Source organism: Marinagarivorans algicola (assembly GCF_001292705.1).
Lineage (GTDB): Bacteria > Pseudomonadota > Gammaproteobacteria > Pseudomonadales > Cellvibrionaceae > Marinagarivorans > Marinagarivorans algicola.
The window spans coordinates 26,222-38,328 of record NZ_LGAK01000029.1 but is presented as its reverse complement, the minus strand read 5'-3'; the positions used below and the strand labels follow the sequence as shown (position 1 = coordinate 38,328).

Here is a 12,107-nt window from a genome sequence, read left to right as displayed (position 1 = left end):
CTAAGGGTCTTATGGCATTTATTTTGCAATTTTTTTCTTCAAGGTTGTTTAGTCTTAACATTGACGGAATATTGACATGGCAGAAGATGATGCGCCAGTAGAAGAAGGTTCTGGCGGAGGTAAAAAAAAGTTAATTTTTTTAATAATCTTAGCTGTAGTTTTAGTTGGCTTATCGGTTGGTGGAACGATTGTGGCACTTAAAGTGTTGTCGCCTCCCCCTGAAGCTGTCGATAGTGAGGCTATTGAAGAAGCGGTCGAAGAAGTCAAGGCGCCCGCTATTTACTACCCTATAAAACCCTCTGTTGTAGTTAATTATGATCATAAAGGTCGCCAGCGTTATGCTCAAGTTGATGTCACATTATTGATTCGTGATCCAGCTATTGTGTCAGCTATCGAATTACATGCCCCTACCATTGCGAATGCTTTGGTATTGACGATTGGAGGGCAAAACTATGAAGAGGTGCAAACCGCCGAAGGAAAAGAATTATTGCGCCAAGAGTGCTTGCAGGAAATTCAAAAAATATTGGAAGAGGAAGTCGGTAGTGTCGGTGTAGAGCAAGTTCTTTTTACTAATTTTGTCATGCAGTAATATTAGGAATAAACATGCAAGATTTACTTTCGCAGGACGAAATTGATGCGCTATTGCATGGCGTTGATGATGGTGATGTTGATACTGAAGATGACAGTGATCCGCTGGCGGTTAGTAATTATGATTTAACTAGTCAAGATCGTATTGTACGCGGGCGAATGCCTACGCTGGAAATGATTAATGAGCGTTTTGCCCGCTATACCCGGATTAGCATGTTTAACTTATTGCGTCGTACTGCCGATGTATCAGTAGGTGGAATACAAATTCAAAAATTCGGTGAGTATGTTCACACGCTGTATGTTCCAACCAGTTTGAACATGGTGAAATTTCGGCCCTTGCGTGGTACAGGGCTGGTTATTTTAGATGCTAAATTGGTTTTTAAGCTGGTAGATAATTTTTTTGGAGGCGATGGGAGACACGCAAAAATTGAAGGGCGTGAATTTACACCAACAGAATTGCGTGTTGTGCAAATGGTCTTAGAGCAGGCATTTATCGATTTACGCGAAGCTTGGCGTGCAATAAAGCCCATTGAATTTGAGTTTGTTAATTCCGAGGTCAACCCCTCAATGGCTAATATTGTAAGCCCTAGTGAGGTAGTGGTAGTGAGCACTTTTCATGTCGAGCTTGATGGTGGTGGTGGCGAGTTACATATCACAATGCCATATTCGATGGTTGAGCCGATTCGTGAAATTTTAGATGCTGGTTTGCAATCAGACACCGATGAAAGAGATGACCGCTGGATTAATGCTTTGCGTGAAGATGTTATGGATGCAGAGGTTGAATTGGAGTGCGATGTTGCACGACGTGAAGTGAGTTTGAGGGATATCGTCGAGTTACGCCCTGGTGATATTATTCCAATTAACTTATCAGAGTATCAAATATTAACGGCCAATGGCGTCCCTATGTTTAAGACAATACTCGGGCAGCGCGAAGAGCACTTGGCGTTAAAAGTCTGTGAGAAAATAGCACGACCGATGACTAATACCTCCGCGACAGCAGGAGAAAAAAATGAGTGATGATGATAATGATAATGTTGACCAAGGCAATATGGCTGACGAGTGGGCGGCAGCCATGGAAGAGCAAGTCACCGAGGAATCTTCAGAAGCAGGAGGGGAGGCAGCACCTATTGATTTAGAAGATTTTGGTGAAACTGGAGAGGCTATCCCCACGGGGGTTGAAGGTCGTCCTGATTTGGATGTTATTTTAGATATTCCTGTGAGTATCTCTATGGAGGTAGGCTCTACAGCCATTACTATTCGCAATTTATTACAGCTTAATCAAGGTTCAGTGATTGAGTTGGATAGACTTGCTGGTGAACCGTTAGATGTTTTAGTCAATGGGACGCTTATTGCTCATGGCGAGGTTGTGGTTGTCAATGAAAAATTTGGTATTCGAATGACAGATGTGATTAGCCCTTCTGAAAGAATTAAAAAATTGAGATAAAGCGATGAGTTCCAAAAAATCAGTTTTCACATATAGCATGGGCTATTTTTTTAATTTTTATTGCCTGGTAGTCAGTCCATTAATGTTGGCGCAAGATCATTCGACATCGCTGGATGATGCTGCAATAACGACTCCAGATACAGTATTTAATCAGACGATAAAATCGACTCAGCTTGTTCCGATGCTCCAATCGAAGTACATTAGCCAGCCAATAGCCAATCTTCAAACTGTAGCGCCTACACCAATATCTTCTGTTGCTCCCACATCTTCTAATGCGAGTATTGACAGTACAAGCGCGAGTGACTCTTCTCTTTCGGGCAGTCATTCGGGTGGTCATGTTGGCTATTCTCGCAGGGAATCTTATGCATCGATATCAAAAGCAGAGCTTTTAATGAAGGTCGTTTTAGGTTTAGTGTTTGTGTTGGGGGTTATTGGATTACTTGCTTGGCTGTCTAAAAAAACTGGTATTTATCGCTTAGCTAATCATAAAAAAATTTGCTTGCGTGAAAGTGTTAATTTATCGAATAAAGAAAAATTAATATTGGTTGATTTTGCTGGTGAAAGTTTATTGTTGGGTGTAGGTGGGGGGCGTATTACACTAATAAAAAGTATACCTGAACTACCTACAGCAAAAGCAGAATCCGTAAAAACCTCACTAGGAGCGAATAATGCATTGGATTTTCAGCATAAATTAAATTCGTTTTTACTCAAAGGAGGACAGTCATAATGCCTTTGCGCTGTTGGCATTTTATTAGACAGCAAGGCGTTACGATTTTTGGGTTTTTATTAATTGCAATATTATTTTGGGGTGCTTATCAGGCTGAAGCTCAAGTATTAGAAGAAAATATTACGACAAAAAATAGTGACCTAGCTTCGTCATCGGATACAGTACAGCGCATGGATGAGTTAACACGCCCCACGGCCCCGCAAGGTTTTGCACCACTACCAGCAATGCCAATATTGACCGTTACTGAAATGCAAAATGGTACGCAAGACTATAGCGTGACCTTGCAGGTGTTGATGTTGATGACGGCATTATCCTTTTTGCCGGCCATGCTTATGACCATGACATCCTTCACACGTATTATTATTGTATTTTCAATACTTAGGCAAGCCTTAGGGCTGCAGCAATCACCTTCAAATCAAATTTTAATAGGTTTAGCATTATTTCTAACTTTTTTTATTATGAGTCCTATTTTAGAAAAAATTTATAAAGAAGCTTATTTACCTTATGCTCATGAGCAAATCACCGCGCCTGAAGCCTTAACTATAGCCCAAGCCCCCATTCGGGATTTTATGATTGGGCAAACCAGAGAGTCGGATCTAGCTTTGTTTTTCCGAATATCTAAGCGCGATAGTGTAGCAAGTGCTGATGAGATACCTTTATCTATACTAATGCCTGCATTCATTACTTCAGAACTTAAAACAGCATTCCAGATAGGCTTTGTTATATTCATTCCTTTCCTCGTAATTGATATTGTAGTGGCGAGTATTTTAATGGCAATGGGAATGATGATGTTGTCGCCTTTAATTATTTCATTGCCTTTTAAAATAATGTTGTTTGTTTTAGTCGATGGCTGGGCATTAATTATTGGTACTTTAGCTGCTAGTTTTGGGGTTTAAATTTTTTATTTACGTACCATTGAGGTATATTATGACGCCGCAAGTCGTTTTAGATATTTTGGGTAATGCCTTTTTTCTTACTATCACCATTGTTTTAGTTATTGTTGGTCCTAGCTTGGCGGTTGGGTTAATTGTGAGTGTTTTTCAGGCGGCGACACAAATTAACGAGCAAACATTAAGTTTTTTACCTCGCTTGGTGATGACGTTGACGACAATTATGTTGACAGGACCTTGGTTGTTAAGCCAGCTAACGGATCTCTTTAATCGTTTGATTTATGATATTCCTCATATAATCGGATAATTATGGAGTTCTCTTTTTTTGAAATTAGCGAATATTTTCAATCGTTATTGATGCCGTTTTTTAGAATAGGGGCTTTTTTTTTAACTATGCCCGTTATTGGAACTCGCGTAGTGCCTGCGCGAGTTCGAATTATTGCAGCCTTTTTAGTGACTTGTGTTATTGCCTCTGTTGTGCCTATACAGTCTGCGCCTGATTTACTTTCTTTACCCATGCTAGGCACTATTGGCGCTGAACTGTTAATCGGCGGTACGGTCGGTTTTGTTTTTCAAATTGTTTTCCAGTGCTTTGTTTTGGCGGGGCAAATCATTGCAGTAAAAATTGGTTTGGGTTTTGCCTCAATGAATGATCCAGTGAATGGTGTGCAAACAACCATTATATCGCAATTTTATTTGGTAGCTGCGACCTTGCTATTTATTGTCTATGATGGCCATTTAGTATTGATAGAGTTAGTTGTAGAAAGTTTTTGGCGTATTCCATTTGGTGATTATTCAGCAATTGAATTTAATGCAGTAGTAGGGTTAGGTTCATGGCTTTTTACAACTGCATTACTGATGTGTGTATCGCTATTGACCGCCTTGCTGTTAGTTAATTTAGCTTTTGGTGTGATGAGCCGTGCTGCACCACAACTAAATATATTTGCTGTGGGTTTTCCTTTTACTTTGACGCTAGGCATGATTTTAATTTTTATAGGCTTAGATAGTATGCTGGCTTACTTCGAGCGTATTGCAAGTGATGGTTTTATGTTTGTAAGAAATTTAATAGGGTGATAAAGAGTATTTTCCTATGTCAGCTAATGATAGCGCACAAGAAAAAACGGAGGAACCCACATCTAAGCGTCTAGAAAAAGCACGTGAAGATGGTACTGTTCCGCGCTCAAAAGAATTAACAACCAGTGCGCTATTGATTTTAGGCACTATTGCATTGATGGTTACTGGCGGTCATATTTCTGCGACCATAATGAGGGTAATGGTGGCTTGTTTTGGTGCTTCTAGGGAGGTAGTTTTTGATGCTCAAAAGTTACTAGGTTTATTTACTTCTGCAATTTATGAGTCTTTTTATGCTTTAATTCCTTTTTTTGCAACAGTGCTCTTTGCTTGCATTGCTGGCCCAACAGCTTTAGGTGGATTTTTGTGGAGTACTAAAGCTTTGGCACCCAAGCTTAATCGCATGGATCCATTAGCAGGGCTAAAGCGCATGTTTTCGATGAATGCTTTGGTCGAGTTATTCAAATCGATCGCCAAGGTGCTGGTCGTCGTTTTTTCGGCGTATTTCACATTGAGTTATATGCGTAATGATGTGTTAGCATTGGTTAATCAGCCGATAGATGAGGCAATTTATAATGCCGCGTATTTAAGCGCTATTGCAACATTAATTATTTGCGCCTCTACCTTAATTGTTGCTGCTATTGATATTCCCTATCAAATTTATGCGCATGTTAAAAAGCTAAAAATGTCAATGCAAGACATCAAAGATGAGATGAAAGATAGTGAAGGTAAGCCCGAGGTAAAAGGGCGCATAAGGCAGTTACAAAGAGAAATGTCACAAAAAAGAATGATGGCAGAAGTCCCTAATGCGGATGTTGTGATTACTAACCCTACACATTATTCGGTGGCATTAAAGTATGACCCTACCAATATGGCAACACCGATTTGTGTGGCGAAAGGGGTTGATTTTTCTGCGATGAAAATTCGCGAAATTGCTCGCGCACATCATGTTGAGCTTGTCCAGGCGCCGGCATTAACGCGGGCTATTTATCATACGACCGGCTTAAGTGAAGAAATTCCTTCGGGTTTGTATGTTGCTGTTGCACAAATATTGGCTTATATTTTTCAGTTGCGAGAATACCGCAGTGGTCGAGGTGAGCGACCATCGCGGCCTAATAATATTAACGTACCTCGCGATATGCGATATGACTAAGTACGTAGTGACCATTTTAATAACGGCTAACTCAAAAAAGAATATCGTCGATCACCATAACGTGCAGTTTTAACAGGCTAAACCAGTCGTCTATGAGTGAAGAGACTGCGGATTTAGCGCTTGTTTTTGAGGTATCCTGACCCTGCGATATTCTAGTTGTGACAATCGTTATGTGCTTTATTCACAGTATTGGCATAAGTAGGCAGTATCAATAACCACTGTGACATCAAATTTTGAGTTTGCGGGCACCTCAAAAACTTGTCCATTTTTAAAGGTTTGTTTGATATTTTCGCCGGGTAGCTTAACTATAAGCTCACCCTGTACAACGGTCATGACCTCTCGTTTATCGGTACCAAAGGTATAATCACCAGCGAGCATTACGCCTATAGTAGCGGGCAGTACACCTGAGTTAATGGCCATAGATTTTACTTGACCATCGAAATATTCATTGATTGTAATCATAAGTTTTTCCTAGTAAATAATCTATTGTAGAATAATTGCATTGCGAGTCCAATAATGACCCACAAATAGGCTGTAATACTGCAGTTTGCATATGCCATGTGCTGTTATAAAAATATTTAACAATTTGCCCTGGGCAGCCAAATTTTGCAATTTTTTACGATTAGGTGCTCATATGCTCGGTCAATCATCCGCCACCGCTCTATGAGGCGATACTGATTTATTCACATAATAAAAGAACTAATGATAGAAGCTGTTTTACTAAGCAAGTTTAATCAACTTATTCGCCAAGATCCTCACTTGCAAGGCACTTTACAATGCAGCATTTACGGGTGTCTTACTATTGCTGAGGGCTATTGTGTGTTTACACTTGAGCAATTATTTGAATGGGTTAAAGCCGAGGTTGCGATGGATTACCCCGAATTTCGCTGTGCAGTTTACAAAAGCACACTAAATCAAAAGCTAGCAATTTTAGGTTATAAAATAGAAGTACGGCAATCCAAGGGGCATATAGATACCAATACCTATCAGCTTATTCGCTTGTTATCTATGTAGTTTATGCGTTTCTTTTTGGGCAAGATACTGATAGTATCGCGGTTCGAATCAGGTGCTTTGCGGTGTAAATCCGTAGAGATAATCGGGAAGTATGGTCGACCCCATCGCTGCCCCCGCATCGGTAAAAAGAGTAGTTTACGACCACTGGCGATAGCTTATTGCTGGGAAGGTGTAAACGATGGCAAATACCCTTTGCCCTCTCGGAGCCCGAATACCGGCCTGTCAATTCTTTCATATATTATGCACGGTGGGTGCATATTTAGGAATATTTATGACAATGCATACAATAGTTGATTCACAAGTTTACAGTAAGCCCATTACTGCAGTACTAATACAAAATGCCGCCGTTTTTACATTTGGCGCCATCATGGTGCTGGCGGTTGGCTTTATGCCAATGAGTGCTGCACACAATGCTGCGCACGATACTCGGCACGCATTGGCATTTCCTTGCCACTAAGCTTTCGCGTCCCATTTTATAATATAAAAATATAGGGTACCGCCTTTTTTGGCTGTCCCTGTACTGTGTTGCCTGCACATTAAGAAATTAATTATTATGCTATTTAGACGCACGATTATTGCCGCCTTATTAGTAGGGCTGGCTGCTGGGCTTGTCTTGAGTTTGGCGCAAGTTTTATCGGTTAATCCTATTATTTTTGCTGCAGAAGCCTTTGAAGTTGACGCCCCTCATGATCATGCCACTCATCAACACGAGAGTGGGTTATTCGATAATGAGTATGGTGAGCCGTGGGCACCGCAAGATGGCTCCGAGCGTACAGGTTATACCATAGCGGCTAATGTACTGGTGGGTATTGGTTTCGCCGCTATGTTGCTGTCGGTCATGTCGCAGTTGCAACAGCAAGGCGCCGCCCGTATTAACGCTTTAACAGGTGTTATGTGGGGCGCTGCGGGTTTTATCGCATTTTTTGTGGCGCCAGCCATTGGTTTACCACCAGAAATCCCCGGTGTTGAAGCGGCGCCTATCAATAATAGGCAAGCTTGGTGGATACTCGCAGTTGTTTGTGTGGGGCTAGGGTTAATGGTATTGAGTTTTGCACGGCTTAAATATAAGTTGGCCGGCATTGCACTGACTGTACTGCCTTATACTGTGACTATCACTCATCATGATGGCCCCATGTTTACCCATCCTGACCCTGAGTCTGTTATTGCGCTTACCCAATTACACCAACAGTTTATTATGGCAAGTGGCTTGAGCAACCTAGCTTTTTGGCTGGCGCTTGGCGTGTGCTCGGCTTGGGCTTTGAATGGCTGGGTATTAAAAGCTGCCGTGTTGAACGCCGCATTAAAGCCTGTAAAGCATGATTAAGCGGTCTCTACAGATGCCTAGCATTGCGTACAATTTCCCTTTTTCGGCTGTTGCATCGCAAGCCTCTTTTAAGTTGGCGTTACGATTAGTCGCTGTTAATCCTTTAGTGGGTGGGGTATTAATTAGTGGGCCGAGAGGCTCTGCTAAATCGACTCTTGCGAAAGGTTTGATTGATATTTTGCCGAGATCAGTTAATGCAGTAAATAAGGCTGAGCTCCAAGATGATCAATTAGGCCGCTGCCAAGCCCCCCCGTTTGTTACTTTGCCATTAGGTGCCTCCGAAGAGATGCTCATAGGCTCACTGAATTTGCAGCAAGTATTAAACGAAAAAACTGTCGAGTTTCAGCCGGGTTTACTCGCGAAAGCACATAACGGTGTACTGTATATAGATGAAGTGAATCTGTTACCCGATAATTTAGTAGACCAACTTTTAGATGTCGCTGCTAGTGGTGTTAATACTGTAGAGCGCGATGGAATTAGTCATCAGCATTTGGCCAACTTTATCTTACTGGGTACAATGAACCCAGACGAGGGGGAGTTGCGAGAACAGTTGACTGACCGCTTTGGTTTGTTTGTCTCGTTAACTAATCAGTATGATTTAGATGAGCGCATAGAAATTGTTCAACGGCGTGAGCAGTTTGATAAAAACCCCGCCGCTTTTGTGCAGCATTATGCCAAACAGCAACAGCTGTTAATGATATCTATCGCCCAAGCCCAAGCGTTATTACCTCGTGTTGAGTGTCCTATGATATGCCGCCGGTTAATTGCCGAGCGTGCCAGCGCTGCCTATGTTGATGGTTTGCGCGCCGATATTGTCTGGATTCAAGCGGCTTTAGCCCATGCTGCCCTTGCGCAACGAACTTGTGTTACCCGTGAGGATGTATTCGCGGTAGAGGAATTAGTATTAGGCCACAGGCGCAATAACAGTACGAGCAATTCGCCGAATAATGACCATAACGATAATAATAATAGCAAGGACTCAGGCAATGGCGGCTGCGCTAATCAACCGACTGAGTTGCAAAGCCAAAAGCCTTTTACCCGACCCGATAATACACGGGCTAATTATTCGGAGGCTAATAGTTCGGGTACTAATAGCCCCGATAATAATAACCCAAATACCAGTGACCCAACGGCAGCAAACGCAGGCCAGCAGCAAAACACTAAGGGCAATAGCGGGCAAGGTGATTGGGGGGCGATGCCGGCGCAACGCCAACAAACACAATTAATATCAATCGCTTTAGCCCCTCGTTTTAAAAAAACAGTGCCCATTAAGCCGATTGCTTGGCTGCCAGGGGCTTTAGCGCAATACGGCGCAGCTACTCAATACTCACCCCCTCACACACGCAATGCTCACCAAGCGACGAGTGCCTTTGTTAATGGGCGGGCATTTTGTCAGGGCGCCAATACAAAAATCCACTGGGTCAATACGCTCATGGTAAACCTTGGGCAATGGCCTTTAAAAACCTTGCGCTTTTGTCAGCCTAAGCGGCGGCAAAGTATTATTCATTTGGTTTTACTCGATACATCGGGCTCGATTTTGGCGAATCAAGGTTTCGCCAAAGCCAAGGGGCTTATTCTTCAAATTGCCGAGCAGGCTTATTTGCATCGCGAGCAATTTTCTTTGTTGGGTTTTGGCGCTGAGCAAGTGCGTACTGTTATGGGCTTACGCCGCGCACCTAAGGCTATGGGTGATGTATTAGATGCTATTACGGCAGGCGGCGGCACACCCTTGCATAGTGCTATTGATGAGGCCGCTAAAATACAGCGCGCACAACTCAAAAAAAACCCATCGGTTATCTTCAAGAATTATATTTTCACCGATGGCCGAATCCGTCATTTTGAGTGCACACAGCAACTAAGCGGTGAGGTGATTGTGGTGGATATCGAACAATCGCAAGTCAAGCGCGGCAAAGCCAAGCATATTGCAGCCTTATTTAATGCGCAATATCTTCCCTTAATGGTGTGAATGATAATGACTGACTCAATACATAAAACCCGTATGGCCAATAAAAAAGCCGCGGTAGATGCCAAAATTGCCAAGGCCACCCAAGAGCGCGGTGTACTTATTTTGTTGAAAGGTAATGGCAAAGGTAAAAGCAGCTCTGCTTTTGGGACCATGACGCGTTCGGTTGGGCACGGTAAACGCTGCGCTGTTATCCAGTTTATTAAAGGCCGGATGGAGACGGGTGAATTTAAATTCTTTAAAGATCACCCTTTAATAGATTGGCACGTGATGGGGCATGGCTTTACTTGGGAGACACAAAATAAATCACTGGATATTATTGCCGCCCAAAAAGCGTGGGCATTAGCCGAAGAGCTTTTACAAAATGAGCGCTATGACATGTTAGTGTTTGATGAATTAAGTTACATGTTTAAATATCAGTACCTTGACGTTGAGCCTGTTGTTGCGGCACTTAAAAAGCGCCCAGCGATGCAAAATGTCATAATTACAGGCAGAACCATGGCGCTACCATTACAAGAAATCGCCGATACTATTTCGTCGGTACAAGATGAGCGCCATGCGTTTAGGCAAGGCGTAAAAGCACAAGCGGGTATTGAGTTTTAATGACTAACATTGCGTGCCCAGCCTTATTTTTAACAGCGCCTGCCTCAGGCCAAGGTAAAACAACTGTCACCGCAGCCTTTGCGCGCCTGCTTAAGCGCCAAGGCAAAGACGTTCGTATTTTCAAAACAGGCCCTGATTATTTAGACCCGCAAATTTTAGCGCAAGCCTCAGGTCAACCGGTGGTGCAAATCGATTTATGGATGGCCGGTGACCCATGGTGCCAGCATCAGTTTTATCTGGCGGCACAACAGGCCGATTTAATTTTAGTTGAAGGTGCAATGGGGATGTTTGATGGCGAGCCATCCAGCGCCGATTTGGCTACGCGTTTTAATATACCGCTGGCAATAGTGATGGATGTGAAAGGTATGGCGCAAACTGCTGCTGCCATTGCAGTAGGTTTAGCATCTTTTCGCGAAGATATTAACGTCATCGGTTTAATTGCCAACAATTGCGGCTCTGAGCGGCACCGTCAACTTATTGAAGGTGCGTTACCGCCTTCGCTGCCTATGCTCGCGAATGTGGCGCGCTCAGAAGCCATTGCATTACCCGAGCGGCATTTGGGTTTGGTGCAAGCGCACGAAGTACGCGATGAGCTAGAAAAACGTTTTGAAGCTGGCGCTGATGCACTCGATGCGGCAGGTTTTATCGATATTCTTCGTTATATAACACCGGTTAACTTTGAGGCAATTACCGTCGATCAAAGCACGCAAGGCATACCGGCACAATGGCTTACAGGTACAACAGTTGCCCTTGCAAAAGATGAAGCTTTTACTTTTATTTATGAGGCCAATGTTGCCCTGCTCGAAACCATGGGCGCCACAATCGTGTATTTTTCACCTTTGCATGACCAACACTTACCTGTCGCGGATGCCCTATGGTTGCCTGGCGGCTACCCCGAGTTACACGCTAAAAAATTGGCCGAAAATCACGCGATGATTGCAGATGTTAAAGCCTTTTATATCGCTAATAAACCTATTTTAGCCGAATGCGGGGGCTTTTTATATTGCCTGCAAACCTTGAGCGACTTAAACGGTGACAGCCATGTTATGGCAGGTTTAATCGCAGGGCAGGGCGTTATGCGCGGTAAGCGCGGTTGCCAAGGCATGCAAGTGGCCCCTTTGCCCGAAGGGGATATCCGTGGTCATGCGCATCATCGTTCACGGAGCGCTCAAACCCCAGTGCCTATTGCACATGGTGTGCGCCAACGACACCCAGCCCCAGGCGAAGCTATTTACCGCGAGCGGCAATTAACCGCAAGTTACTTACATTTATTTTTTCCGTCTAATGCGAAAGCCATCGCGGATCTCTTTTTAGGCCAAGCGGGGTGAGT

At 43.2% G+C, this 12,107-nt stretch carries 15 protein-coding genes and 1 riboswitch; of the genes, 14 read left to right on the top strand and 1 reads right to left on the bottom strand.

Features of this window, described 5'->3' with window-relative positions:
- Positions 1-76: 76 nt before the first annotated feature.
- The 8 genes from AC438_RS10705 to flhB are packed head-to-tail and all read left to right on the top strand — an operon-like array spanning position 77 to position 5,873.
- Positions 77-589, top strand: coding sequence for a flagellar basal body-associated FliL family protein (locus AC438_RS10705; protein WP_053981250.1), 513 nt, complete (start codon positions 77-79; stop codon positions 587-589).
- Positions 590-603: 14 nt separating this feature from the next.
- Positions 604-1,605 carry a flagellar motor switch protein FliM gene (gene fliM, locus AC438_RS10700; protein ID WP_172676681.1) on the top strand — a complete coding sequence of 334 codons (1,002 nt, stop codon included), beginning with the start codon at positions 604-606 and terminating at the stop codon, positions 1,603-1,605.
- On the top strand, positions 1,598-2,032 hold the full coding sequence (gene fliN / locus AC438_RS10695) for a flagellar motor switch protein FliN (protein ID WP_053981248.1): 435 nt from the start codon (positions 1,598-1,600) through the stop codon (positions 2,030-2,032). Before fliM ends, fliN begins: the two co-directional genes overlap by 8 nt.
- 4 nt (positions 2,033-2,036) lie before the next feature.
- Entirely contained in the window at positions 2,037-2,759 is a 723-nt protein-coding gene (locus AC438_RS10690; protein ID WP_082354106.1) for a FliO/MopB family protein, read from the top strand.
- A 5-nt stretch (positions 2,760-2,764) separates the two neighbouring features.
- Positions 2,765-3,655, top strand: a complete 891-nt coding sequence (fliP, locus tag AC438_RS10685; RefSeq protein ID WP_394202224.1) for a flagellar type III secretion system pore protein FliP — start codon at positions 2,765-2,767, stop codon at positions 3,653-3,655.
- Between the two features lie 31 nt (positions 3,656-3,686).
- Positions 3,687-3,956 (top strand): flagellar biosynthesis protein FliQ, encoded by a 270-nt coding sequence (fliQ, locus tag AC438_RS10680; protein WP_053981246.1) that lies wholly within the window; start codon positions 3,687-3,689, stop codon positions 3,954-3,956.
- 2 nt (positions 3,957-3,958) lie between these two features.
- Positions 3,959-4,723 carry a flagellar biosynthetic protein FliR gene (gene fliR, locus AC438_RS10675; RefSeq protein WP_053981245.1) on the top strand — a complete coding sequence of 255 codons (765 nt, stop codon included), beginning with the start codon at positions 3,959-3,961 and terminating at the stop codon, positions 4,721-4,723.
- Positions 4,724-4,739: 16 nt separating this feature from the next.
- Positions 4,740-5,873, top strand: a complete 1,134-nt coding sequence (gene flhB, locus AC438_RS10670) for a flagellar biosynthesis protein FlhB (protein WP_053981244.1) — start codon at positions 4,740-4,742, stop codon at positions 5,871-5,873.
- Between the two features lie 177 nt (positions 5,874-6,050).
- On the opposite strand, the gene ppnP is transcribed toward flhB, so the two are convergent.
- On the bottom strand, positions 6,051-6,335 hold the full coding sequence (gene ppnP, locus AC438_RS10665) for a pyrimidine/purine nucleoside phosphorylase (RefSeq protein WP_053981243.1): 285 nt from the start codon (positions 6,333-6,335) through the stop codon (positions 6,051-6,053).
- A gap of 240 nt (positions 6,336-6,575) precedes the next feature.
- Here ppnP and AC438_RS10660 point away from each other — a divergent pair, with 240 nt between their 5' ends.
- From AC438_RS10660 to AC438_RS10635, 6 genes are all read left to right on the top strand, one after another.
- On the top strand, positions 6,576-6,887 hold the full coding sequence (locus AC438_RS10660) for a hypothetical protein (RefSeq protein WP_053981242.1): 312 nt from the start codon (positions 6,576-6,578) through the stop codon (positions 6,885-6,887).
- Between the two features lie 36 nt (positions 6,888-6,923).
- A riboswitch (cobalamin riboswitch) is annotated at positions 6,924-7,124 on the top strand.
- Positions 7,125-7,158: 34 nt separating this feature from the next.
- Complete coding sequence (locus tag AC438_RS10655) at positions 7,159-7,344, top strand: CbtB domain-containing protein (RefSeq protein WP_053981241.1); 186 nt, start codon at positions 7,159-7,161, stop codon at positions 7,342-7,344.
- 96 nt (positions 7,345-7,440) lie between these two features.
- Positions 7,441-8,211, top strand: a complete 771-nt coding sequence (locus AC438_RS10650) for a CbtA family protein (RefSeq protein WP_053981240.1) — start codon at positions 7,441-7,443, stop codon at positions 8,209-8,211.
- Positions 8,212-8,224: 13 nt separating this feature from the next.
- Positions 8,225-10,177 (top strand): ATP-binding protein, encoded by a 1,953-nt coding sequence (locus AC438_RS10645; RefSeq protein ID WP_053981280.1) that lies wholly within the window; start codon positions 8,225-8,227, stop codon positions 10,175-10,177.
- Positions 10,178-10,183: 6 nt separating this feature from the next.
- Positions 10,184-10,777 carry a cob(I)yrinic acid a,c-diamide adenosyltransferase gene (gene cobO, locus AC438_RS10640; RefSeq protein ID WP_053981279.1) on the top strand — a complete coding sequence of 198 codons (594 nt, stop codon included), beginning with the start codon at positions 10,184-10,186 and terminating at the stop codon, positions 10,775-10,777.
- Positions 10,777-12,105, top strand: a complete 1,329-nt coding sequence (locus tag AC438_RS10635) for a cobyrinic acid a,c-diamide synthase CobB (RefSeq protein WP_053981239.1) — start codon at positions 10,777-10,779, stop codon at positions 12,103-12,105. Before cobO ends, AC438_RS10635 begins: the two co-directional genes overlap by 1 nt.
- The last annotated feature ends 2 nt before the right edge of the window (positions 12,106-12,107 follow it).